The organism is Sanguibacter sp. TS_SC_8, assembly GCF_055361235.1.
Window position 1 is genome coordinate 1,217,713 of the sequence record NZ_CM143955.1, and the last position, 24,628, is coordinate 1,242,340.

At 67.8% G+C, this 24,628-nt stretch carries 22 protein-coding genes; 13 read left to right on the forward strand and 9 right to left on the reverse strand.

The genetic code is table 11. From position 1 onward, the window contains the following. Position 1: 1 nt before the first annotated feature. Entirely contained in the window at positions 2–958 is a 957-nt protein-coding gene (locus tag ACWA15_RS05355; protein ID WP_464058407.1) for an ABC transporter permease, read from the reverse strand. 104 nt (positions 959–1,062) lie between these two features. Beyond that, positions 1,063–2,676 carry an ABC transporter substrate-binding protein gene (locus ACWA15_RS05360; protein WP_464058408.1) on the reverse strand — a complete coding sequence of 538 codons (1,614 nt, stop codon included), beginning with the start codon at positions 2,674–2,676 and terminating at the stop codon, positions 1,063–1,065. A gap of 180 nt (positions 2,677–2,856) precedes the next feature. On the opposite strand from ACWA15_RS05360, the gene ACWA15_RS05365 reads away from it, so the two are divergent. Both ACWA15_RS05365 and ychF read left to right on the forward strand, forming a co-directional pair. Then, a complete protein-coding gene (locus ACWA15_RS05365; RefSeq protein ID WP_464058409.1) occupies positions 2,857–3,546 on the forward strand; it encodes a FadR/GntR family transcriptional regulator in 690 nt (229 codons plus the stop codon). 34 nt (positions 3,547–3,580) lie between these two features. Further along, a complete protein-coding gene (ychF, locus tag ACWA15_RS05370; protein WP_464058410.1) occupies positions 3,581–4,666 on the forward strand; it encodes a redox-regulated ATPase YchF in 1,086 nt (361 codons plus the stop codon). 45 nt (positions 4,667–4,711) lie between these two features. On the opposite strand, the gene ACWA15_RS05375 is transcribed toward ychF, so the two are convergent. Genes ACWA15_RS05375 through ACWA15_RS05385 form a run of 3 tightly spaced genes read right to left on the reverse strand, consistent with a single transcriptional unit; the run spans position 4,712 to position 6,750 of the window. After that, on the reverse strand, positions 4,712–5,479 hold the full coding sequence (locus ACWA15_RS05375; RefSeq protein ID WP_464058411.1) for an SCO1664 family protein: 768 nt from the start codon (positions 5,477–5,479) through the stop codon (positions 4,712–4,714). Then, on the reverse strand, positions 5,479–6,033 hold the full coding sequence (locus tag ACWA15_RS05380; RefSeq protein WP_464058412.1) for a DUF3090 domain-containing protein: 555 nt from the start codon (positions 6,031–6,033) through the stop codon (positions 5,479–5,481). The genes ACWA15_RS05375 and ACWA15_RS05380 overlap by 1 nt, the downstream gene beginning before the upstream one ends. A gap of 33 nt (positions 6,034–6,066) precedes the next feature. Then, entirely contained in the window at positions 6,067–6,750 is a 684-nt protein-coding gene (locus ACWA15_RS05385) for a histidine phosphatase family protein (protein ID WP_464058413.1), read from the reverse strand. 727 nt (positions 6,751–7,477) lie between these two features. On the opposite strand from ACWA15_RS05385, the gene ACWA15_RS05390 reads away from it, so the two are divergent. The 5 genes from ACWA15_RS05390 (at position 7,478) to ACWA15_RS05410 (ending at position 11,485) form a co-directional block, all read left to right on the forward strand. Continuing rightward, positions 7,478–8,002: a GNAT family N-acetyltransferase gene (locus tag ACWA15_RS05390; protein ID WP_464059419.1), complete on the forward strand. Its 525-nt coding sequence runs from the start codon at positions 7,478–7,480 to the stop codon at positions 8,000–8,002. Positions 8,003–8,130: 128 nt separating this feature from the next. Further along, entirely contained in the window at positions 8,131–8,862 is a 732-nt protein-coding gene (locus ACWA15_RS05395) for a DinB family protein (RefSeq protein WP_464058414.1), read from the forward strand. Positions 8,863–9,136: 274 nt separating this feature from the next. Then, positions 9,137–10,129, forward strand: a complete 993-nt coding sequence (locus tag ACWA15_RS05400) for an NAD(P)-dependent alcohol dehydrogenase (RefSeq protein ID WP_464058415.1) — start codon at positions 9,137–9,139, stop codon at positions 10,127–10,129. A 101-nt stretch (positions 10,130–10,230) separates the two neighbouring features. Continuing rightward, a complete protein-coding gene (locus tag ACWA15_RS05405; protein WP_464058416.1) occupies positions 10,231–10,971 on the forward strand; it encodes a DUF4386 domain-containing protein in 741 nt (246 codons plus the stop codon). Positions 10,972–10,993: 22 nt separating this feature from the next. Continuing rightward, complete coding sequence (locus tag ACWA15_RS05410) at positions 10,994–11,485, forward strand: acyltransferase family protein (RefSeq protein WP_464058417.1); 492 nt, start codon at positions 10,994–10,996, stop codon at positions 11,483–11,485. Between the two features lie 67 nt (positions 11,486–11,552). Here ACWA15_RS05410 and ACWA15_RS05415 read toward each other — a convergent pair whose 3' ends face one another. Then, positions 11,553–12,881 (reverse strand): DUF2254 domain-containing protein, encoded by a 1,329-nt coding sequence (locus ACWA15_RS05415; protein WP_464058418.1) that lies wholly within the window; start codon positions 12,879–12,881, stop codon positions 11,553–11,555. 115 nt (positions 12,882–12,996) lie between these two features. After that, entirely contained in the window at positions 12,997–13,386 is a 390-nt protein-coding gene (locus ACWA15_RS05420) for a nitroreductase family deazaflavin-dependent oxidoreductase (RefSeq protein ID WP_464058419.1), read from the reverse strand. Between the two features lie 286 nt (positions 13,387–13,672). On the opposite strand from ACWA15_RS05420, the gene ACWA15_RS05425 reads away from it, so the two are divergent. After that, the gene (locus tag ACWA15_RS05425) at positions 13,673–15,310 is read left to right on the forward strand and encodes a carboxylesterase/lipase family protein (protein WP_464058420.1); all 1,638 of its coding nucleotides are present in this window, start codon (positions 13,673–13,675) and stop codon (positions 15,308–15,310) included. Here ACWA15_RS05425 and ACWA15_RS05430 read toward each other — a convergent pair. After that, positions 15,262–15,705: an OsmC family protein gene (locus ACWA15_RS05430; protein WP_464058421.1), complete on the reverse strand. Its 444-nt coding sequence runs from the start codon at positions 15,703–15,705 to the stop codon at positions 15,262–15,264. The two genes, ACWA15_RS05425 and ACWA15_RS05430, sit on opposite strands and share 49 nt — an antisense overlap. Positions 15,706–15,920: 215 nt before the next feature. Here ACWA15_RS05430 and ACWA15_RS05435 point away from each other — a divergent pair, with 215 nt between their 5' ends. Then, complete coding sequence (locus tag ACWA15_RS05435; RefSeq protein WP_464058422.1) at positions 15,921–17,069, forward strand: cytochrome P450; 1,149 nt, start codon at positions 15,921–15,923, stop codon at positions 17,067–17,069. Between the two features lie 11 nt (positions 17,070–17,080). Here the strand turns inward: ACWA15_RS05435 and ACWA15_RS05440 are convergent, their stop codons facing one another. Then, positions 17,081–17,866 carry a GTP pyrophosphokinase gene (locus tag ACWA15_RS05440; protein ID WP_464058423.1) on the reverse strand — a complete coding sequence of 262 codons (786 nt, stop codon included), beginning with the start codon at positions 17,864–17,866 and terminating at the stop codon, positions 17,081–17,083. 360 nt (positions 17,867–18,226) lie between these two features. On the opposite strand from ACWA15_RS05440, the gene ACWA15_RS05445 reads away from it, so the two are divergent. The 4 genes from ACWA15_RS05445 (at position 18,227) to ACWA15_RS05460 (ending at position 24,615) form a co-directional block, all read left to right on the forward strand. After that, positions 18,227–20,038 (forward strand): ABC transporter family substrate-binding protein, encoded by a 1,812-nt coding sequence (locus ACWA15_RS05445; RefSeq protein WP_464058424.1) that lies wholly within the window; start codon positions 18,227–18,229, stop codon positions 20,036–20,038. Positions 20,039–20,279: 241 nt separating this feature from the next. After that, complete coding sequence (locus ACWA15_RS05450) at positions 20,280–21,797, forward strand: ABC transporter permease (protein ID WP_464058425.1); 1,518 nt, start codon at positions 20,280–20,282, stop codon at positions 21,795–21,797. 68 nt (positions 21,798–21,865) lie between these two features. Next, positions 21,866–22,882, forward strand: coding sequence for an ABC transporter permease (locus tag ACWA15_RS05455; protein ID WP_464058426.1), 1,017 nt, complete (start codon positions 21,866–21,868; stop codon positions 22,880–22,882). Beyond that, the gene (locus ACWA15_RS05460) at positions 22,882–24,615 is read left to right on the forward strand and encodes an ABC transporter ATP-binding protein (protein ID WP_464058427.1); all 1,734 of its coding nucleotides are present in this window, start codon (positions 22,882–22,884) and stop codon (positions 24,613–24,615) included. Before ACWA15_RS05455 ends, ACWA15_RS05460 begins: the two co-directional genes overlap by 1 nt. The last annotated feature ends 13 nt before the right edge of the window (positions 24,616–24,628 follow it).

The window sequence follows — 24,628 nt, forward strand, 5'->3', positions numbered from 1 at the left end:
GTCACACCGTCCTGATTCGGGGGTTGACGAGGAGGTAGAGCATGTCGACCGCGATGTTGACGACGACGAAGGCGAGGGCGACGCAGAGGGTCACGCCCTGCACGAGGTTCGGCTCGTTGTTGGTCACGCCGTTGAGGATGAGCGTGCCCATGCCGGGCAGCGCGAAGATGATCTCGATGACGACGGCGCCGCCGATGAGGTACCCGACCCGCAGGCCGAGCACGGTGATCGGGGTGATCAGCGCGTTGCGCAGGACGTTGCGGCCGATCACCTCGAGCTTGGGGATGCCGGCGCCGATCGCGGTGCGGACGTAGTCCTTGTCCAGCTCTTCCACGGTCGCGGTGCGCACCACGCGGGTGAGCGAGCCGGCGACCGGGATCGCGAGGGCGACTGCGGGCAGCACCATCCTGCGCAGGTACTCGGTGGGGTCCTCGGAGAAGGTGGGCAGGTTGCCGCTGGCGGGCAACCACCCGAGCCCGAGGGTGAAGGCCTGGATGAGCAGGACGGCGAGCCAGAAGGACGGCGTCGCGACGGAGGCGATCGAGAACACCCGGACGACCTGGTCGAACCACCGGTCGCGGTACACCGCGGCGAGCACACCGAAGACGAGGGCGATCACGACGGCGAGGACGAGGCCGATGAAGGTCAGCTGCAGGGTGAGCGGGAACGCGTTGGCGACGGCCTCGCCGACGGGTTGGTGGCGCGCGCTGTAGGTGCCGAGGTCACCCTGGAACAGTCCGACGAGGAAGTCCCAGTAGCGGACGAAGAGTGGGTCGTTGTATCCGTTGGCCTGGTTGTATGCCTCGCGGGCCTCGAGCGAGGCGCCTTCACCGAGTGCGGTGATCGACGGGTCGACCTTCGAGAACTGCATGACCACGAAGACAAGCAACGTGATTCCCAGGACCATGAACGGCAGGGCGAGCAGGCGCCGTCCGGTCAGTCGTAGCAGAGCGATCACGCTCTGGCCTCCTTCTTCGGGGGGTGGTGACCCGGCTGCGTCATTGCTGATGCCGGGCCCTGACGGCGGGCCCACCAGGGATGGTGGGCCCGCCGTCCGGGGTGCTATTCCTTGATCACGCCGACGTCGAGGAACGACAGTCCGGTGAGCGGGATCGGGGCGAACCCGGCCAGGGAGTCCGAGCTCCACGCGGTCGGCAGCTGGCGGTGCAGCAGCGGGTAGAGCGGGACCTCGTCGGAGACGACGTCGAACGCGTCGTCCCACAGTGCCTGCTGGTCGTCGCCGGTGGTGCGGACGGCCTCGTCGAGGATGGTCGTCAGGTTGGCGAACTCAGGCGTCTCGCTCCACCTGTAGCGGCTCTGGGACCAGACGTTGTCCCCGTACCACCAGCGCATCAGCAGGTCGGGGTCGTTGCCGAACACCGAGGGGTCGCCGGGGGCGACCATGACGTCGAGGTCACCGTTGTCGACCTTGGAGTACTGGCCGCCCGACTGACCGATGTCGAGGGTGACGTCCACACCGATCGCGTCGAGGTCCTCCTTGATGAGGGGCGCGATGTCCGCGACCCAGTCGGTGTCGGTCGTGGTGAGCGTGATCGCGAGGTTGCTCACGCCGGCCTCGGCGAGGAGCTCCTTGGCCTTTGCGGGGTCGTACGTGTAGACCGTGGAGGCCTCGGAGTAGTTCGGGTGCGAGGTCGGCAGGAACCCGGAGGCCGCCTCGGCGTTGCCGAGCAGACCGGTGTCGATGATCTTGTCCATGTCCAGCGCGTAGAAGAACGCCTGGCGGACGCGGACGTCGTCGAACGGCGCCTTCTGGGTGTTGAACATCATGAACAGCAGACCGAAGGACTGCACCGACTCCACGTCGACCTGGTTGGCCAGCGAGGACACGTCGATGTAGGGCACGGACTCGATCGCGTCGACGGTCCCGGAGGTCATCGCGGTCACGCGGGCGGCAGAGTCGGAGAGCAGGCTCCAGCTCATGCCGGCCGCCTGCGCGGGTCGGGAGCCGGTGTAGTCGTCGAAGCGGTCGAAGGTGATCTTGTCGTCGGCCACGGCCGAGGTGATCTGGTAGGGGCCGGTGCCCACCGGCAGGGCGTTGAAGGCCTCGTAGTCAGCGGTCACGACGGCCTCGGGGACGATCTTGACCACCGAGAGACGCTCGTCGACCAGGCTGAACGGGAACTTCAGAGCGATCTCGACGGTGTCCTCATCCACTGCGGTGACGGTGTCGATGAAGGTGATGAAGCCGGCGTAGAGGGACGCATTGGCGGGATCGAGCACACGCTCGAAGCTGAAGACGACGTCGTCGGTGGTGACCGGTGAGCCGTCGTGGAAGACGGCGCCCTCGCGGATGTCGACCTGGTAGTGCGTGTCGTCGACCTGGATGGGCAGCTCTGCCCCCAGTGCCGGGTAGACCTCACGGGTGACGGGGTCGAGCTCGGTGAGCCCCTCCATCGTGTGCCAGTTGGCGGCGACGGTGACCGCGCCGGTCGTGATCATCGGGTCGAAGCCGGACCCCAGCGGATAGGAGATGCCTGCGTTGATGATCGCTTCGGGGTCGATGGAGTCGGGGTCGACCGACTCGGTGGCGCCGCCCTGCGGTGCGGGACTGGACCCGCCACATGCTCCCAGGAGGAGGGTCGAGGCGAGGACGGCTGCACCGATCGCAAGCCCTCGGGGGAAGGGCGCGGTCGTGCTCGTCAGTGAGTTACGCATGTAAGACCTCTTCCACTGTCTGAGTACATACGACGTATGATGTCGTATCTATAGTCCACACAGTACGATGAGTCCGCCACCTGGAGCAACAACGTGTCCATAACAGAACGGTCACAGATGTCCGCGAACATCCCGGCCCCCGGCCCGCAAGCTACGGCGCAGCGAGCCTCCCGGACAGGCATGTCTTCGACGAGTACGCAGATCAGAGACCTGATCGTGGCTCGACACCTCCGGCCCGGGGACGGACTGCCGACCGAGATCGAGCTCTGCGAGCTCCTCGGCGTGTCCCGGACGAGCATCCGCGAGGCCATCAAGACCCTGGCCACGCTGGACATCGTCGAGGTGCGGCACGGTCACGGGACCTTCGTGGGTCACATGTCCCTCGACGCCCTCGTGGAGTCCCTGATCTTCCGCGGGGTGCTCAGCCCCGGCGGCGACCTGCACGCGCTGCGTGAGGTCGTAGAGGTGCGTCAGGCCCTCGACCTGGCGATGGCGGACCGGATCGTCTCCTCTCTGCAGGGGACGAAGAACGAGACGCTGCACCGACTCGTGGAAGAGATGGCGAGCCTGCAGATGCAGGGCGAGACCTTCCCCGTCCAGGACCGTCTCTTCCACGCCGAGCTGCTCTCCCGGATCGACAACTCTCTCGTGGGACAGCTCGTCACCGCCTTCTGGGACGTGTACTCCGGCGTCCTGCCCAGGCTGGGACTAGGTCTGCCGACGGACCTCGAGCTCACCGTGTGCGCGCACGGCGACATGCTCCGCGCCGCGGAGGACGGGGACGTCGAGCGGTTCCGCACCGCCGTCGTCGACCACTACCGGCCGCTGCTGCGCGCGCTCGACGCCCCGCAGGTCGGCGCCGCGGGCTGACCGGGGCGCCGCGGGGCACGTAGACTCTCATCCCGTGGCTCTCACTATTGGTATCGCTGGACTGCCCAACGTCGGCAAGTCGACCCTTTTCAACGCACTCACCCGCGCGCAGGTTCTCGCGGCGAACTACCCGTTCGCCACGATCGAGCCCAACGTCGGCGTGGTCCCGCTGCCCGACGCGCGCCTGGCGCAGCTCGCGGAGGTCTTCGGTTCCGAGCGGATCCTGCCGGCGACGGTGTCCTTCGTCGACATCGCGGGCATCGTCCGCGGGGCCAGCGAGGGGGAGGGGCTGGGCAACAAGTTCCTCGCCAACATCCGTGAGGCCGAGGCGATCTGCCAGGTCACGCGCGCCTTCGCCGACCCCGACGTGGTGCACGTCGACGGCAAGGTCTCGCCCAAGGACGACATCGAGACGGTCAACACCGAGCTCATCCTCGCGGACCTCCAGACCTTGGAGAAGACGATCCCGCGCCTGGAGAAGGACGTGAAGATCAAGCGCGGCGACCCCGCCCTGCTCGCCGCCGCCCAGGGAGCCCAGACGCTCCTCGAGGCCGGCACCACGCTGTTCTCGGGTGCGGCCAAGGCCAAGCTCGACCTGGAGCAGCTCGCGACGCTGCAGCTCATGACAGCCAAGCCGTTCATCTACGTCTTCAACACCGACGACGCCGGCCTGGCAGACGAGGCCTTCCAGGCCGAGCTGCGCGCGTTCGTCGCCCCCGCCCAGGCGATCTTCCTCGACGCGAAGTTCGAGTCCGAGCTCATCGAGCTCGAGCCCGACGAGGCCGCCGAGATGCTCGCCGACTCCGGCCAGGCCGAGCCCGGCCTCAGCCAGCTCGCCCGCGTCGGCTTCGACACCCTCGGCCTGCAGACCTACCTCACGGCTGGGCCCAAGGAGACGCGCGCCTGGACCATCCACAAGGGCTGGACCGCCCCGCAGGCCGCCGGAGTCATCCACACCGACTTCGAGCGCGGCTTCATCAAGGCCGAGGTCATCTCCTTCGACGACCTCATCGAGGCCGGCTCCGTCGCCGCCGCCCGCGCGGGCGGCAAGGCCCGCATCGAGGGCAAGGACTACGTCATGCACGACGGCGACGTGGTGGAGTTCCGCTTTAACGTCTAGACCTCACCGTCGCACGACCTGGCGACGCCCGCAGCCGCGCCTCTCTCAGAACAGCGGCCAGGGAACCGCCGGCATCTCACCGGCGGGAGCCGGGAACCGGCCCGCCGAGCGCAACCTGGAGCAGCGGGCAGCGAGCGCTGCGATCTCTTGGGTGCTGAGCAGGTCCGCCAGGTCTCTTCCCAGGTCACCGTGGAGACCTTCGCTGACACGTTCGATGCCGTCGCGTTCCTCGGCGGTCAGGGCGTCGCCCAGCCATCCCCACAGGACCGTGCGCAGCTTGTGGTCACGGTGGAAGGTGAGCCCGTGGTCCACGCCGTGCCGGTGGCCGTCCGGCATGGCAAGGATGTGGTCACCTTTGCGGTCGGCGTTGTTGACGACCACGTCGAACACGGCCATGCGCCTGAGCGCTGGTGAGTCCTCGTGAACGAGGGTGACCAGGTGTCCGTTCTCGTCTCGTCCCTCGAGAACGTGTTTCCAGCCCACCGTCGGCACGTGGTCCGTCGCGACCAGGTCGACGGCGCTGTGGCCGGGGTCCTGCTCCTGCCAGAGCTGGACCATTCCTTCGCCCAGGGGACCGTCGCGCAGCCAGGTGCGCGGTACCACGCCCCAGCCGAGGGCCTGGGAGACCACGTAGGCGGCCACCTCCCGGTGCGCCAGGGGGCCGTCGGGGAAGTCCCACAGCGGGCTTTCGCCGGCTATGGGCTTGTAGACGACGCTCGCGTCGCCGATGGTGCCGAGGAATGTCGCGTTGGAAGCCGTCCTGATGCGGCCGGTGATCGTCAGCTCGGCGGTCACGAGGTCCGTCGCCGACATCAGTCCTCAGGAGGGGTGCAGACATGCCCGTCAGGGTCGATGGGGTAGCCGCAGAACGGGCACGCCGGGCGCCCGGCGCCCACGATCTCACGCGTGCGCCGTGCGAATGCACGGGCGGTGCCGACCGGCATCCGCACCAGCAGCATCTCGGTCTCGTGAGCGACGTCCTCATCAGGCATCTGATCGATGTCATCGGCATCGATGTCCGTGATGGGGTAGGCCTCTATGACGATCTGGGCCGTGGTCGGGTCCCAGCCCAGGCTCATGGCGCCGGTGCGGAAATGTTCCTGAACGGCATCGAGCTGGTCGTTGTCGACAAGCTCAGGGGGTGTGCTCGTGGGAATGCTGAAGGGGTTGCCCTCGACGGTGAAGAGCTGGTCGAGGATCTCGTCGATCTTCTCAGCGAGCAGAGCCGACTGCTGCTTCTCGAGGGCGATGCTCACCACCTGTGTCCCTGAGCGCACCTGGAGGTAGAACGTGCGCGCCCCCGGAAGGCCGATGGTGCCGACGACGGCCCGATCAGGCCAGTCAAACTCGTGAACGCGTGGAGGCATGTCAGTATCCTAGGCGCCGGTGGTTGACGGCGCCTAGTGCCCAGCGCCGCCGCCCACGGGCGCATCGCCGGAGTGGACGCCCTTCGACAGCCACGAAAGATCACCCGCGTCGGTGTTGGTCGCGTGGACGCTCGGCCGGCTCGCGCCGTAGCGGACGACCGAGACGGATGCGGGGCCGACGGTGATGCGCTGGAACAGGTCGAGGTGCATGCCGAGCGCGTCGGCGAGTATCGACTTGATGATGTCGCCATGGCTGACCGCAACCCACACGGCCTCCGGCCCGTGCTCGGCTTCGAAGGCTGCATCGTGGCGGCGAATCGCTGCCACCGACCGAGCCTGCATCGCGGCCATGGATTCACCGTCGGGAAAGACGACGGCAGAGGGTTGCGACTGGACCAGCGGCCACAGATCCTCGGTCGCGAGCTCGGAGAGCGTGCGGCCCTGCCACTGGCCGTAGTCGCACTCGGTGAGATGGGGATCGACCGGCGCGGACGGCGTGCCCGCCTGGCGATCGAGGATGTACTGGGCGGTCTGCTGACACCGCTCAAGGGGGCTCGACACCACCGCGACCAGGGGAACGGCCGCGAGCCGGTCTCCGGTGAGAGCCGCCTGGTCGTGCCCGATCTGGTCCAGGCTGACGCCGACGGCCCGACCGGCCAGCAGCCCGGCGGTATTTGCTGTGGTGCGGCCGTGCCGCACGAGAAGAACTGTCGCCATCCAGCCAGCCTAGCCACCCGGGCGACGGCGGTGTGAACACTCAGGGCACGCCGTCTCTGTCTTCTGGTGACGCTCCGTTCGGGCGCTGGCTGACGGCGGCTGCTACGGTCGGCTGGCATGGGAAGAATCCGCCGATCCGGCCTCGTTGCTTCGCTGCTCGTGGGCATGACGGCGGGGTGTTCTACCGACGTGGTCTGCCCCGCGATCGGGTGGATCAACGCCCCGGTCCGCATTCATCTAGAGGGAAATGCAGGCGACGTCGCGGTTGTCGAGCTGTGTGCCGACGGCGTGTGTGGCGTGTCGACTCCTCCGACTCCCACTGCTGGCTCGGTGCCCTTTGCCACCTCACGTGTTGATGGATCGTACTGGCAGGTTTCGTTGGAGTCGGCGACGCCGGAAGCGCTCACGCTTCGCGCGTTGTCCTCAGCAGGTCACGTGCTCGTCGAACAGGATGTTGTGCTCGACTGGCGGCGGGTGGGTGGCAGTGCGCAATGCGGCGGTCCCAGTGAGGCCGGGCCGGTCAGTCTCGGGATCCCCTACTGACTCGCCTGTGGGGGTGCTCCGGCTTTGGTGGTTCGGTCATGATCTGGACGTCGGAGACAGGGGCTGGCGGCGCGGGCAGGGGAGGCCGGTAGTCTGACGCGATGGCCCACGTTCCCCCCTGCGCTGGTCACGGACCCCGCGGTGGATCGCCCGCAGGTCGCGTGATGCGGCTGTGAGCGAGTTCATGCTGTCGCTCCGCATTCCCGCTCGCCAAGACTTCGCAACGAGGCAGGCGTGGCTCGCGGACCCTGCGTTCATGTCCTACAACGCAGGCTGGGATCTGGCGCATCCAGGGTACAACCGGAGTACCGGATGCATCGAGTGGCCCGAGTCGCAGTGGGACGCTTTCGAGGATCGGCTCCGTCTGCCCCGGGGAGAGCACGGCTACTACTTCGTTGAGGACGGCGTCACGGGCGTGACGCTCGGGCACGTGCACTACCTCGTCGAGGATGGCGTGGCCTCGATCGGTCTCAACGTCATTCCGTCGGTTCGTGGTCAAGGACTCGGACGTGAGTTCCTCGCGGTTCTCCTCGCGGCGATCCAGGAGAGCACGACTGCGATCGAGGCGGTCAATGAGTTCGAGGACGAACGGCTGGCAGCAGTGCGGGTGCACCGCACCGCAGGCTTCCGACCAGATGCGGGGACGACCAGCGTGTACGGACGTCCAACTCGTGCGTGGAGACTGCGGCTTCGTCGCCCCATCGTCTAGACCAGCAGCTCGTGCCGCGTCTGCCACTCGCTCACATGATGCCGATGTGCTCGCGCCATTCCGACGCGGCCTCACGGAGGTTGACGTCATATCGAGCAGGACTGTCCCGACATGGTGATGATGGAGCCATGACGACCTACTCCGGCACGAAGGAGTTCGAAGGCGCGACCTTCGTCAAGGCGAGCTTCAAGGGGGCCACCCTGCGATTCTCCGATGTCAGCGGTGTGACGATGCGTGGCGTCGATGTGGACGGACTCGACATCGACAGCCACGACCTGTTCTTCGGCACCCTCATCGTCAATGGAGTCGACGTGGTGCCGTTCGTGGACGCCGAGCTCAATCGGCAGTTCCCGGGCCGCGAGCTGCAGAAGGCGCAGATGCCCGAGGGCCTGCGCGAGGGGTGGGTCGCTGTGCAGTCCGCGTGGCAGGTGACGGTGGCGGGCACACCGCCGTCCCGGGTGGACGCCCACGTCGAGGACGAGTGGTCCCTGTCCCAGACCTTGCGGCACCTCATCCTGGCGACCGACGCCTGGCTCCGGGGCGGGATCCTGGGGATGCGGCAGCCTTTCCACGAGATCGGCCAGATCTTCACTGGTGCCGACGAGATGGGCTTCGACATGTCGATCTTCCGCGTGGACCCACCGACCTACGAGGAGATTCTCGCGGTGCGGGCCGAGCGACAGAGGATGGTGACCGACTTCTTGGCCACTGCCACTTCGGAGCTGCTCGCGGAGGAACGTGAGGGCCCGTGGGGCGGCGGTGACTGGCGTCCCAGCGTCGGTGACTGCATCCGCGTGATCCTGGAGGAGGAGTGGGCGCACCTGCGCTACGTCCGCCGGGATCTCGCTCGACTGGTGTGATCCACCGGCGACCGGTACCGGCGGCGCTCCGGACGGGCGGGACTGTCGGCGACGCCGAACGTGCTCACGCTTCGCCTTGACATCCCCGACTGACCTGACTCGGAAGGAAGATGTTGCGAATTCTCGACATCCGCGCGGTACCTTCAAAATGTCGACGATTCCTGACTTGAGGGGATGGGACGGCCGCGGCGCCGTATGGAGAGTGAGGCGCCCGTGTCTACCCGTCGCTGGAGGTGGAGTTCGGGATCGCGCACACCCTCGGTAAGGAGCCGCAATGACCACCCCACCCCTCCCGCGCACGATGACAGCCGCCGTGCACCGTCGCTACGGCCCACCCGAGGTGCTGCACCCCGAGCAGATGCCCCTGCCGTCTCCGCGGCCCGGCGAGGTGCTCGTCCGCGTCGCCGCGGTCGCCGCGAGCGCCGCCGACGGAGCACTGCGCGCTGCGCAGCCGGCCGTCGCACGCCTCGCGGGTGGGCTGCTGCACCCCCGGAACCCGATCCTGGGCAGCGAGGTGGCCGGCGTCGTCGTCGCGCTCGGGGACGGCGTCACATCCATCTCCGTGGGGGAGCGGGTCGTCGGCGCGACCGGCGCCCGGATGGGGGGATACGCCGAGTACGTCTGTCTCCAGGCCGTCGGCATCGCCCGGGTGCCGGACGCCCTCACCATGCCCGACGCCGTCGGGGTCATCGAGGGCGGTCTCACCGCGCTCCCGTTCCTGCGGGACCAGGCGCGGTTGTCGCCTGGTCAGCGCGTGCTCGTCAACGGCGCGTCCGGGTGCGTGGGGGCCGCCGCGGTGCAGGTTGCGGCGCACCTGGGTGCCGAGGTGGTGGGAGTGTGCAGCGGCCCCAGCGCCGAGCTGGTGCGATCGCTCGGGGCCACCGAGGTGGTCGACTACACGGCTGAGGACTTCACGGCGGCGCGCGGCGCGTACGACGTCGTCTTCGACACGGTCGCGACCAGCTCCTTCCGGCGCTGCCGGCAGGCGCTCCGCCCCGGCGGCGTGTATCTGACGACGGCGCCCAGCCCGGTGGCAGCGGTGCAGAGCCTGCTCACGCGGGGGAGCGGGCGGCGCGTGCGACTCGCCTTCACCGGCCTGCGGCCCCAGGCGGACAAGGCGGCCGACATGACGGTCCTGATGGGACTGGCGGTGGAGGGTCGCATCCGCCCGGTCGTGGACCGCACCTTCCCCCTGGGAGATGCCGCGGAGGCCCACCAGCTCATCGACTCCCGGCACAAGCGCGGCACCGTGCTTCTCATCCCCTGACCCGGGACCGCCCGTCCCGACGCCTGACGCCTGGCGGCTCGTCCTCCTCTGCGGGCGGGCGAGGGACTGACCGGAATGGTTGAATCGGGAAGATGAGCCGGATGACTGCGGGACGAGTCGATGACATGGCGCCGCGCACCGTGGCCCGCCTCGCGGGAGGGTTCTACCTCGCGTTCGTCCTGGCATCGGTGCTCGCCGGCCTGGCCGGGCACATCGGCATGGGCGGAGCCGAGAGTGTCTACGAGTCGATCGTCACGACTCCGGGGGTGTTCCGGCTCGCCCTGGTCATCGCGTACCTGTCGGCCTTCTTCTTCCTCGTGGCGGCCTGGGGCCTCTACGTTCTGCTGCGACCGGTCAACCGGCACCTGGCGCTGCTCTTCCTCCTGCTCAACGCGGTCGGCGTCGCCATCCAGTGCGCAAGCATGATTCCCCTCATCTCGGCGCTCCTGCAGCACGACGGGGCGGATCGCCTTCAGGCCTACTCGGCGGAGCAGCTGGAGGGGTTGGCGTACCTGTCGATCGACGTCTACAAGGCGGGCTTCACCACAGCCCAGCTGTTCTTCGGCACGTGGCTGTTCCCGCTGGGCTATCTCGTGCTCAGGTCGGGAATCCTGCCCAGGATCCTCGGGGTCATTCTCATGCTGGACGGGGTCGGGGTGATGATCTGGTTCTTCCAGGCCCTGCTGCTGCCGGACCTCCCCGCTCTCAGCTACCCCTCGTTCGCCCTGGGCTTCATCGCCGAGGTCGGGTTGGCGCTGTGGCTGCTCATCAAGGCCGTGCCAGACGTCGACGCCGAGGGCGTGCTGCCCGGACGAGAACTCGGTGCTGGCCCTCCAGCGTGAGCAGTGGGTGGATTCTCTGCGGGTGGCTCTGATCTCCGGCGTGTTCGCGCTCGGGGTGATGGCGGCGGAGTCCGGGTGGGACGGCCGGGTGTCCCGGCACACCGAGCACCGGCTCGGCCAGGTGACCGTGGTCGGTGTGAGCCTCACCGTTGCACTGATGTCCTACACCGGGGCACGCGATCAGCTGGACGAGGCCTTGGGGGGCGTCCGTTGGGCCAGTCTCTCGTTCGCCATCCTCTACGGCGTCGTCTCGATCGCGTTCACGCTGTGGTGCCTGGCCTGGCTGCGCCGCCGCTGGCCGACCCACGGTCCGCTCATGGCCAAGGCCGGACGGAGCTCGTATGCGACGTACCTGCTGCACCCGGTCGTGCTGGTCTCGGTGATGCTGGCATTCCGGGCTGTGCCGCTGGGTGCCGAGCTCAAGTTCATCGTCGTCTCGGTCGTCGCGGTGCCGGTGTGCTTCGTGGTCGGGTACGCCGTGACCCGGCTGCCCGGCGTCGGGCGCGTGGTGTAGCCACGGCGAGGGAAGACCGGGCACGTCCCTAGTGGAGAAGTGCCCTGTCGGACCTCTTCGGTCCCCTCTACGCTCCGGCAGTCGACCGGAGCAGCAGCTCGCGCACCCTCGCGGCGTGATCGGTCAACCTCTCGAGGTCGGTGCTCTGCGGTGATGTCACCGCAAAGGCGTCGACCAGGTGGCGGGTGTGCGCGGCCATCTCCGCCCTTGCCCTCGGATCGAGACAGGCAGAGCCGACCTGCGCGAGGAGGTCGATGGTCCGGTGCAGGACGGGTGGGTGCTCAGCTGCGTAGAAGCGCATGGCGTCAATCAGGTGCTGGACGATGTCGAGAAGCGACGCCGCTGGTGCCACGACCCGCGGACGGCCGTCCTGATCGCGGCGGTAGGGCGACGGAGTCGGCCGCCCCGCCAGTGTCGTCAGACCCCCGGCCAGGTTGTCGAGGGCATTGAGGGCGGTGTACGGGTCGTTGGTGCCCGGAGACAGCGCCCGAACGGCCATCTCCTCGAGCAGCAGGGCCGGGAACTCCACGTCCTGCTGCGGGTTGCGCGCCCGGCCGATCTGGAAGGTCCGACGCGCGGCCTCACGGACCGCCTCGCTGAGGCGGTCCGCAGGGCTCACAGAGGCGAGCCCGGTCCCGGTCGTGATGTGCCTGCCGGGGCCCACCTGCAGCGAGATGACGAGGTCGTGCTCGCGGGCGAGGTCGACGAGGCCGTCGTAGTCGATGCCTTGCACGTACCCGGTCTCGTCAGCGGTGAGGAGGACGTCCGTGGCGGCCTGCGCGGGCGCTTCTCCCCACCCGCCCGCAGCCGTGCGGTCGTGGTCGGTGCTCACCGGGTACAGCCGGTCGATCACCTCGACCAGGTCCACGCGCACCTGGTCAGCCAGGGTCCACACCTGGACCGAGTCGCTGATGTGGTGGATGAAGTAGACCAGCACACCGATCGACAGCACGGCCAGCAGGACGGCCACGTTCACCGCCAGGTGCGGGACGAAGAAGCCTTCCGGGTCTTCGCCGATCTCACGGATGGAGCGCAGCACCAGCAGGCTGTACAGGAACGTGGCGACGAAGACGCCAAGGACGACCTGGTTGCCCCGGTCAGCCATGAAGTTGCGGACCAGTCGCGGCCCGTACGTCGAGGACGACAGCGCAAGGACCGCGATGGTGATGGAGAAGGTCGTCGAGGCGACCGTGAGCATCGAGCCAGCGATCGCACCGAGCAGGTCTCGGCTGCCTGACTCACCGACTCGGGTGATGAGGACGTCAAAGGGTCCGAGGTCGGCGTCCCCGAACTTCTGGTCGATGAGGATCAGCCCTTCGGCCAGGACGACGGCTCCCAGACACAACAGCGCGGGGAGGAACCAGAAGCTCTGGCTGACCCGGGTCCACCGGCTCACGGCTGGCCTGCACGGTCGGACGCTGAGACCATTCGTCGGGACCTGATCGTGTTCGCCATGCCCGTGACGATAGCCGACGAGCCGTGACGTGCTCGGTGGAAAGGACGACGTGGGTTCAGCCAATCCGGAAGACCGGATGGTCCTTCGGGTCAGGCAGCTTCGTGAAGCACGGGCCCACGAACGTCGCTGCGGCTTCGCGGTATCGAGCGATGATCCGCGGTCTCTCCGCGACGGGCACCTCTTCAGCGGAGAAGTGCTCTGTCCGGCCCTTGGTGCGCAGGTCGCCGGTGCGGGCGACCCGCAGGTTCTTGACCCACTCCGACTCGCCGTACGGCGAGACCAGATAGCGACCGCCGTTGACCTCGATCGGGATGACCGGAAGTCGGTGCGGCTCACCGGTGCGGCGACCGACGACCGTGAGGGTGGCGACGCCGCGCATGCCCAACCGCATCGCCAACGGATTGGCCACGTGCCGGGTGACGGCTGGTGGCTTCAGATATGCCATGGTCAAGAACCCCCGATCGTGCCAAGCCCTGTTCGTGAACAGACTTTCAGTCTCCTCGCGGTCGTCTCCGGCCGTCAAGGGTCGTGGAGCCCTCCCCGGAAGCGTTCGTGAGCGGGCTCCACCCACAGGCTGTGCGCTTCTAGCGACAGTTCATGTGCGTCCGCCAGGCACGGTCGGGCGCCACGTGCTGGACTCGCAGTCCGTCCAGTTCGTGCGGGCTTGTTCGACGACGATGCCAAGGAACACCATGACGCGTATCCCTCGCCTGAGGCCCTCAATGATTGCCGTGGCCGTCACGCTGGCCCTGGTCGGGTGCGCTGCTGGTGGACCGGCGCCGACGGGGACTCCCGGCCCCGAGGAGGCGGCCTCATCGACGTCGTCCGGAGCGACCGAACCGGCCGTGGTCGAGGCCGCCGGGGGCCAGCTGCTCGGCTACAGCGACCGTGGCGTGCACACGTTCCGCGGCGTGAAGTACGCCCAGGCGGAGCGGTTCCGCGCGGCCGAGGACGTCCCTGACTGGACCGGGGTGAAGCCGGCACTGGTCTACGGACCGACCTGTCCTGCCGGGGCGAACGACGCCGTGAGCCTGACCGAGTTCGTCAACTTCTCCGGCAACAACCTGCCGCAGAACGAGGACTGCCTCTACGCGAACGTGTGGACCCCCTCGCTCGACCCGGAGGCGGCCAAGCCCGTGATCGTCTGGATCCACGGGGGCGCATACTCCACCGGTGCCTCCAACGAGCTGGAGTTCTACGACGGGCACAACCTCGCGGCCACCGGCGAGGCCGTGTTCGTCAGCGTCAACCATCGGCTCAACGTGCTCGGCTACACCGACCTGTCGGCCTACGGGGAGGAGTACGCGGACTCGGGCAACCTCGGCCAGCTCGACCTGGTCGTGGCGTTGCAGTGGGTCACGGACAACATCGCGCAGTTCGGCGGCACCCCGGAGAACGTCACGGTCGTGGGTCAGTCCGGAGGCGGTGGCAAGGTGCTCACGCTGCTCGGCATGCCCGCGGCCCAGGGGCTCATCGACCAGGCCGTCGTGATGAGCGCAGCACCGATGTGGCGCAGCCAGGAGGAGGCCCAGGCTCAGACGACGGCGCTGCTCGCCGAGGCGGGCGCCGCGGACCCCGCGAGCCTCACCGACCTGCCCTATCTCGAGCTGTTCGACGCCGCCGACCGCGCGGGCTTCCTCGCCGGCCCCGTGATCGGCGGGGACGCCTTCCCCGAGGCGTCCTTCGACGCGGACGGCTTCACGGACCTCGCCCGCGACGTTCCCCTGGTCGTGACGACCGTGCTGGGCGAGTTCGCAAGCAACCTCGGCGGCATGACCTACGCCATCGGGGACTCCACGGACCCGCTGGCGTCCGCCTACCTGCCCACCCTCGACAGCAGCGAGGTGGACACCATGATCGCGCAGCGCTTCGGCGACCACGCCGAGGAGATCACGGACGCGTTCACCGCGGCCTACCCGGGCCACCCGGTCGCCGACGTGCTGTGGATGGAGGACGGCTCGTTCTTCGGTTCCACCCGCGTCGCGGTGACCACCGCGAAGGCACGCCAGGGAGGCGCACCCGTCTTCGGCGCGGTGTTCGCCAAGGACCTCCCGGTGTTCGGTGGGGTGACGCCGCCTCACACCGGGGGTGACGTTCCGTTCCTGTTCCGCAACCACGCGCTCATGGGGCACATCGTGGCTGGGCAGGAGGACGAGTTCGCGGTGATGTCGGAGGCGGCGTCGGACGCGCTGCTCGCCTTCGCGACCACTGGTGACCCGAGCACGGGCGCGCTTCCCTGGCCCGCCTACACCACCAAGGACGCCACGATGATGGTCTTCGACACCGAGAGCGAGGCTCGGGACCAGCACGAGGTGGAGCTCTACCGGCTCTTCGCACTGGTGGGGGGTGCGGCGACCACTCGTCCGTGAACGTCACATGCTGCGGCCAGGGTGTTGTAGACGGTCCCGTACTGGCTCAGGTTGCGGTGCACGAGGTCGACGCGGCGCTCGTTCTCCTCGGTGACCAGGCGCACCTCGTACTCGATCTCCATGAAGCGAGGCGGGACGTCCTGACGGCGGGCCCGGACGTCGATGTCCGCATGGAGGTAGCGGAACGAGAGCAGTGCCGCTGAGCGTTCCAGATTCTTCATCAGGCACGCCGCAAATGCCCCGGCCAGGAGCTGAGCGGGACCGGGAGTGCCGGGTGGTTCGGGCGCTGCCCAGGTGGCGTCGACCGGGATGGTCTGGTTGCCGGCTGTGAGCGTGGCGCGGCCGCCGGCGGAGACCTCGGCGCGGACGTGGTAGCTGGTCGGCGGGGTGCTCATGAGCGTTCCTTCCGACGCGGTGCGCTGAGGGCTCGTCAGGGCGATCGGCTCGGCACCGGTCAATCAGTGGTAGGTCAAGGCTAGGCCGGTCATGGGCAGCGTGACACTGCTCCGCTAGACCGTGCGACCGGTGGTAGGGGGTGGGAGCGCTCAATAAACACGCACTGACCGGGGTTACGCTGCGACGTCGGGATGATCACCAGCGAGAGGCACCCATGAGCGAGTCCGGAACCTTCGACTGGGACATGCGGTCGCCGCAGGTTCAAGCCGATCAGCTTGCCTCCTACGACGCGATGCGTGCGCGGTGCCCGGTCGCCCACGGGGTCGACGGGTCGTGGACCGTGTTCGGTCACGCCGACACCGTCCGGATCCTCGAGGATCCTCTCGCCTTCTCCAACGAGGTCTCCCGGCACCTCGCGGTCCCGAACGGGTTCGACGGCCAGACCCACGCCGAGTACCGGGCCGTGGTCGACCGCTCGTTCACCGCGGAGCGGCTCGCCGCCTTCGAGCCGGCGTGCCGAGCGATCTGCGCTGATCTCGTCGCGGGCCTCGCCCACGACGTGGACATCGAGGTCATGAACGCTCTCGGAGACCCGTTCGCGAACGAGGTGCAGCGCGCCTTCATGGGATGGCCGGACGCGATGCGGGAGCCGCTCGAAGGGTGGGTCCGCAAGAACCACGCAGCCAGTCGCTCGGGCGACTGTGCCCGGATGGGCGCCGTGGCCGAGGAGTTCGACTCCTTCATCCGCGCCGAGCTCGATGCCCGACGCGCCGACTCCGGCACCCACGACGACCCGACGACGCGGCTGCTCGCGGAGACCGTCGGCGGTCGAGCGCTCAGCGACGAGGAGATCGTCTCCATCATCCGCAACTGGACCGTCGGGGAGCTCAGCACCATCTCGGCTGCCGTCGGGATCATCCTGCACTTCCTGGCCACCCACCCCGCCGAACAGCTCCGCATCCGCGCCGGCGAGTGGGACCTGGATGCGGTCACCGACGAGCTGCAACGTCTGGGTGCCCCGCTCGTGACGAACCGGCGGCGCACCACGGCCCCGGTCACCATCGGTGGACGGCAGATCCCGGCCGAGGAGAAGGTCGTCGTCCTGTGGGCCTCGGCCAACCGGGACGAGGCCGTCTTCGCCGACCCCGACGCCTTCAACCCCACCGCCCACCAGGAGCACAATCTGGTCTACGGCCGTGGGCCGCACTACTGTCCCGGTGCGGACCTGGCCCGGATGGAGCTCCGCATCCTCCTGGAGGAGCTGTTCGCGGCCACCACGCTCATCGAACCTGGAACAGCGGCGCCAGTCACGGCGCAGCACCCCGCGGGCGGGTACCAGGAGGTCAGCGTCCGACTGCGGTAGGGCGCCGGAGCTCACACGGGCCCGCGACCGCCCTGGTTCCGGCGGTCTGCGCTCTCGGTCGTGGCCGCGACGAAGGCGTCGAGCAGGCCCTCGGACAACGGGAAGGACTGCAGCGCCTCGACGACCTCGCTCGTTCCTGCGGCGCCGGGGGAGGAGCCGAGCTGGAGCACCTCGGTGTGCAGCCGCTCCATCTTGCGGTCGAGACGGTTCGCGACGTCGGCGGCGTCGGTGAGCTCGTCGAGCAGGGTCTGGGGGACCGCGCCGTCGTACTTGTAGAAGATCTTGTGCTCGAGGCTGGCCCAGAAGTCCATCGCGATGGTGCGGATCTGGATCTCGACGGTGACGTTCTCGACACGGTCGGAGAGGAACACCGGCACCGCGACGATGAGGTGCAGGCTCTGGTAGCCGTTGGGCTTGGGGTTCGCGATGTAGTCCTTCACCTGCAGCACGGTGACGTCTGACTGACCGGTGATCATGTCCCGGACCGTGTAGATGTCGGAGAGGAAGCTGCAGGTCACCCGGATCCCGGCGATGTCGAAGATCTGCGCCCGGATGTCGTCGGTGGTGAGCGGGCAGCCCTTGCGCAGCGCCTTCTTGACGATGCCCTCCGGCGACTTCATCCGGGAGGAGACGTGCTCGATCGGGTTGTACGCGTGGATGTACTGGAACTCGTCCTTGAGGATGTTGACCTTGGTCATCATCTCCTCGATGCCGAAGCGGTACGACAGGAGGAACCTCATGATGTCGTCCCGCAGGCGGGCCCGCGCGGTCGGGTCGGCCAAGACTTCGGCGTCCATCCTGCTCCTTCTCACCGGCCGCCCTGGGACGGGCGCTCCTGACGAGGATATCCGGTGCCATCAGTCGGGGGTTAAGCGCAACTTGTCGGACCCTTCAGATGCGCTGCGATCGGCAGGTTTCCAACAACTTCCCGGACGTTGTCCCACCATGTGAACAACATGTGACCAATGTTACTAGGCAGTATCAACTTCATAACGATCATCGCCTGGAACAACGTTCTGGCGAAGTGGCGCAGATCTCATGGGTAGTTTTCGTTGTACACAACCATGCCCTGGCCGCGGTCGGCTGGCCGGTCTCCTCCGGTCTGCCGAGAAGAGCTTGCACATGCAGGGGTATTTCTCATCCTTCGAGGAGGAACATTGAAGATCAGGCGCACATACGCCGCGGTCGCGATGCTGGCCAGCGGTGCACTGCTGCTCGGCGCGTGCACCACGTCTGACGATGCTGACGGCACTGCCACGACGAGCCCGAGCGGGGACTCGTCCGCAGCACCGACGTCGACCGGCAAGGAAGACCTCGGCGACGTGGTCACCGCGGACGACACCATCAACTACACCCTCGGCGGCGAGGAGTGGTTGGGATACAACGGCAACACGCCGGAGACGTACTCCACCTACAACTCGGTCATCAACGACCGGATCCAGGGCTCCTTCATGTACTTCGGCACCGACGGTGCCGTGTACCAGGACGAGCAGTACGGAACCTTCGAGCTCGTCAGCGAATCCCCGATGGCGGTCGAGTACACCCTCAACGACGCCGCGTCCTGGTCTGACGGCACGCCGATCGCGTACGAGGACTACCTCCTCGACTGGGCCGCTCAGGCCATCACCGACGGCGTCGACGAAGAAGGCAACCCGATCCCGCTGTTCAACCACGTCGGTGGGGTCGACTTCGGTACCCGCGTCCTCGACGGACCGGCCGGCGAGGTGGGCGCCAAGACGTTCACGTACACCTACGCCAGCCCGTACCCCGACTACGCGCTCCAGGTGAGCAGTGCGTTCCCCGCGCACATCGTGGCCGAGCAGGCCGGCATGACGGTCGACGCTCTCGTCGCCGCGATCCAGGCCAAGGACGTCGAGGCGCTTCGCCCCGCCGCCGAGTTCTGGAACACCGGATGGCTCTCCCCGAACCCGGGCGAGCTCCCGGACGAGGCGATGACCCCGGTCTCCGGCCCGTACAAGCTGTCCTCCTGGACCGCCGGCGAGTCGGTCACCCTGGTCGCCAACGAGGACTACTGGGGCACCCCGCCCGCGACGAAGACCCTCGTCTACCGTTTCGTGGCCCCCGAGGCCATGGTCCAGGCACTGCAGAACGGTGACCTCAACATCATCGAGCCGCAGGCCACGGTCGACACCGTCGCCCAGCTCAACGCGATCGGCTCGACCGTCACGGTCGAGACCGGGGAGAGCCTGACCTGGGAGCACCTGGACTTCAACTTCAACAACGGTGTGTTCGCCGAGGACCTCGCCCTGCGTGAGGCCCTGGCCATGTGCATCCCGCGCCAGCAGATCGTCGACAACCTCGTCAAGCCGGTCAACCCCGACGCAGTCGTGATGAACGCCCGTGAGGTCTTCCCGTTCCAGGAGCGCTACGAGGACCTCCTCGAGGCTTCCTACGACGGTCGCTACGACGAGGTCGACATCGACGGTGCCAAGGCCAAGATCGCCGAGTCCGGCGTCGCGACCCCCATCACGGTCCGTATCGGCTACTCCGCCCCGAACCAGCGCCGTACCGAGCAGGTCGCGCTCATCCAGTCCAGCTGCGCAGAAGCCGGCTTCGAGGTCGTCGACGCTGGGAACAAGGACTTCTTCGCTCCCGGTGGCACGCTCGAGCGTGGCGACTACGAGGTTGCGCTCTTCGCCTGGGCCGGATCGGGCCAGATCGTCTCCGGTCAGAACATCTACTCCACGACCGGTGGACAGAACTACGGCGGCTTCTCCAACGAGAAGGTCGACGCAGCCTGGACCACTCTCGGCTCGACCCTCGACCCCGAAGAGCAGTTCGAGCAGATCAAGATCATCGAGACCGAGCTGTGGAACAACCTCTCCGGCATCCCGGTCTTCGCTCACCCCGGTGTCGTCGGCTTCGACTCGACCATCTCGAACGTCCGCAAGACGGCGACGCAGAACACCGTGGCGTGGAACGCCGAGCAGTGGGTCCGCGCGTCCTGATCAGCACCACGGACTGACACCTCGGTGACGGTCCGGTGGCCACCTGCCTGATCTGGGTGTCCACCACATCGGCTGGGGTGGGGGCGCCACGTCCCCACCCCAGCCTTTTCGAGCCCACGTCAGACCGGCCGTGGCAGCCAGTGGCCTCCAGGTCATGGCAGTATGGAGAAGTTTTGTGGCTCGACGCGTGAATGCCACGTGCCCAGTCGAATGCATCCAATGGAACTTGAAGGGTTAGTTCGTGACCAAGTTCATCCTGCGCAGACTGGGGCAGTCGCTCCTCGTCCTGCTCGGCGGCTCTCTGCTGCTCTACGTCCTCGTGATCAACTCTGGGGATCCTCTCGAGGAACTGCGCGAGAGCAACGCCAAGAACCGCGAGTACCTCATCCAGCAGCGCACCTCCTTCATGGGGCTCGACCAGCCGTGGTACTCCCGGTACTGGGACTGGCTCCGTGGCGTGGGGCAGTGCCTGCGCCTCAGCTGCGACCTGGGGACCAACCGGTCCGGCACCGACGTGACGAGCATGCTCGGCAACGCGATCAGCTCGACGCTGCGACTCGTGATCCTGGCCACCCTGCTCGCCATCGTCATCGGTGTCCTCGTCGGGATCATGACCGCGATCCGCCAGTACTCCGGATTCGACTACGGCGTGACGTTCCTCGCCTTCCTCTTCTTCTCTCTCCCGGTCTTCTGGGTCGCGGTCCTCCTCAAGGAGTACGGCGCCATCCGGTTCAACGACTGGATCGTCGAGCCGACGTTCTCGATGGTCCAGATAGCCATCGTCGCGATCGTGCTGGCGTTCATCCTCCAAGGGGTGCTCGGCGGACCGATGAAGCGACGGCTCTACACCTCCGGTGCGACCTTCGTCTTCGTCGCCGCGGCGATGACCTACTTCTCGGCCGTCGAGTGGTTCCGTCGCCCCGCCCTCGGGATCGGCGTCGTCGCCCTGGTCTCGATCGCCTTCGCGGTCGGGCTGACGATGCTCATCGTCGGGCTGAGCAACCGGCGGGTGCTGTACGCGGGCCTCACCACCGCGGGTGTGGGCATCGTCGCCTACTTCGTCACACTGCCGATCCTCGAGGACCCCTCCTGGAGCATCATCTTCCTGCTCGGTCTCGTGGCCGCGGCGGTCGGCGTCGTTGTCGGCTGGCTCTGGGGTGGGGAGTCGCGACGACTCGCCATCAGCGTCTCGCTGTCGACCGCGCTCTTCATGGGTGCCATGACCATCGCGGACCACGCGGTGTCGAGCTGGAGCGGGCTGCTCACGCTCAAGTCGCGGCCCATCTCGACGATCGGCTCCGAGACGCCGAACTTCTCCGGCGACTTCTGGGAGTCCTTCCTCGACAAGGGCACCCAGCTCATCCTGCCGACGATCGTGCTCACGCTGATCTCGGTGGCCTCCTACACCCGGTACACCCGGTCCTCGATGCTCGAGGTGCTCAACCAGGACTACGTGCGCACCGCCCGGTCCAAGGGACTCTCCGAGCGGATGGTCATCGTCAAGCACGCCTTCCGCAACGCGCTCATCCCGATCACGACGATCGTCGCCTTCGACTTCGCCGGCCTCATCGGCGGCGCGGTCATCACCGAGCAGGTCTTCGGCTGGAAGGGGATGGGAGCGATGTTCCAGGGTGGGCTGAGCCACGTCGACCCCGCACCGGTCATGGCCTTCTTCCTCGTCACCGGAACCGCCGCGATCGTCATGAACCTCGTCGCGGACCTCGCCTACGCCGGCCTCGACCCGCGGATCAGGCGGTGATGGCGTGATGACCCACCTCGCACGCTTCCTCACGACCTCCTCCCGCGCCATGAACACCGGAGTGCGCAATGACTGACCGCAACAAAGATTTTGAGCCCGAGCGGGTCATGACCCCGACCGACGGTGGCATCGACCCCGTCGCCGGGCACATGCACGATGACCCGAGCCCGCTCAAGACCGAGCAGAAGTCCTACAGCCAGGGACAGCTCGTCCGACGCCGCTTCCTGCGGCACAAGGGCGCGATGGTCTCCCTCGTCGTCCTGCTCTTCATCACGGTGCTCGCCTTCACGTCGATCGGGTACGGCCCGATCCCCGGCTGGTGGGACAAGGACTACGCGAAGGCCGCCGACGTCATCAACGGCGGGAAGCCGACCCTCCAGCTGTGGCCCTTCCAGCTCGGTGAGCACCCCTTCGGGCAGGAGTCCACGGGCAAGGACTACTTCGCCCTCGTCATGCGCGGGACTCAGGTCTCCCTGACCATCGCCTTCACCGTCGGAATCATCGCGACGGTCATCGGGACGGTCATCGGCGGCCTCGCCGGCTACTACCGCGGCTGGATCGAGAACGCGCTCATGCGTGTGACCGACCTCTTCATCGTCATCCCGCTGCTCGTGCTCGCGGCAGTCCTCGGTCAGATCGCCCAGGACTGGGGGGTGGCCGGGCTCGCGATCATGCTCGGTCTGGTCACCTGGACCGGCCTGGCCCGGCTCGTCCGCGGTGAGGTGCTCTCCCTGCGCGAGCGGGAGTTCGTCGCCTCGGCCCAGGCCATCGGCACCGGGACCCGGCGGATCATCTTCAAGCACATCCTGCCCAACACCGTCGGCGTCATCATCGTCTCGGCCACCCTGTCCATCGCCTCCGCGATCCTGCTGGAGACGGCGCTGAGCTACCTAGGCTTCGGCGTCCGCCCCCCGGACGTCTCCCTGGGTCTGCTGATCAGCCAGTACCAGAACGCCTTCACCAACCGCCCCTGGCTCTTCTGGTTCCCCGGCCTGTTCATCCTGGCGATCGCGCTCACCGTGAACTTCATCGGTGACGGTCTCCGCGATGCCTTCGACCCGCGCCAGAACAGGAACAAGGACTGATGAGCACACCAGGAACAGCCACCGTGGAGAACACCTCCGTCCTGTCCTTCGCCAACCTCGACGTCAAGTTCGGAACCGAGTTCGGGACTGTCCACGCGGTCAAGGGCATCTCCCTCGACGTGCGCCCCGGAGAGGTCCTCGCCCTCGTCGGCGAGTCCGGCTCGGGCAAGTCCGTCACGTCGATGACGGCGCTCGGCCTGCTGCCCGGCAATGCCCGGGTGACCGGGGACATCACCGTCGCCGGCACGCTCATCGGCGGGCTCGACGACCGGGCGCTGCGCCGCCTGCGGGGAAACGACGTGGCCATGGTCTTCCAGGAGCCGATGACCGCGCTCAACCCGGTACTCACGATCGGCACCCAGCTCACCGAGGCCCTCGAGCTGCACGGCATCGTCTACGGCAAGGCGGCGGTGGCCCGCGCGGTCGAGCTGCTGCGGATGGTCGGCATCCCCGAGCCCGAGCGGCGGATCAAGCAGTACCCGCACGAGCTCTCCGGCGGGCAGCGCCAGCGCGTGGTCATCGCCATGGCGATCAGCTGCGACCCGAAGGTCATCATCGCCGACGAGCCGACGACGGCCCTCGACGTCACCGTCCAGGCCGAGATCCTCGACCTGTTGCGCTCGCTCAAGGACAAGCTCAACACCGGCATCCTGCTCATCACCCACAACATGGGTGTCGTGGCAGACATGGCGGACCGGGTCGCGGTCATGCTCAAGGGCGAGATCGTGGAGACCGGCACGGCCGACGAGGTGCTCAACCACCCCAAGCACGAGTACACCCAGCGCCTGCTGGCCTCCGTGCCGCACCTCGGCTCCGGTCCGGGCCAGTTCGGCGTGAAGGTCGCCGAACCAGCTGCAGCGGTCGCCGGGGAGGCTCCCGCCCTCGCACTGACGGACCTCGTGATCGAGTACACGAGGCTCGGCAAGACGCCGTTCCGCGCAGTCGACGACGTCACGCTGACGGTCGGCGCCGGCGAGATCGTCGGCCTGGTGGGGGAGTCCGGCTCGGGCAAGTCCACCATCGCCCGCTGCGCACTGGGACTCATCCCGGCTGTCGGTGGATCGGTGTCGATCTTCGGCACGAGCTTCGCCGCGATGAACAAGAAGGAGTCCAAGGCGCTGCGCAAGCGGATCGGCGTCGTCTTCCAGGACCCGGCCTCCTCGCTCAACCCGCGGTTCCCGGTCGGTGAGTGCATCTCCGAGCCCCTCGTGGTCCACAAGGTCGGCGACCGCAAGTCCCAGCTCGCGAAGGTCTACGAGCTGCTCGACGCGGTCGAGCTCCCGCGCGACGTGATCAACCGCTACCCGCACGAGCTCTCCGGCGGACAGCGCCAGCGTGTGAGCATCGCCCGCGCGCTGACCCTCGACCCGGAGCTGCTTGTCGCCGACGAGCCGACCTCGGCCCTCGACGTGTCCGTCCAGGCGAGCGTGCTGGCCATGTTCTCGGCGCTGCAGGAGCGGTACCGCTTCGGCTGCCTCTTCGTCAGCCACGACCTCGCGGTCATCGACCTGCTCGCGCACCGCGTCGTCGTGCTGCAGAACGGCAAGATCGTCGAGCAGGGGCTGCGTGAGGACGTGCTGCTCAACCCGCAGCAGGAGTACACGCAGCGGCTGCTCGCAGCCGCTCCGGTGCCCGAGCCCGGAGAGCAGCGCCGACGCCGCGAGGCCCGGCACGAGCTGCTCGTCCGGCTGGGTGAGAAGGTCACCGAGCTCCGGATCAACCCGACCGACTAGCACCGAACAGCAC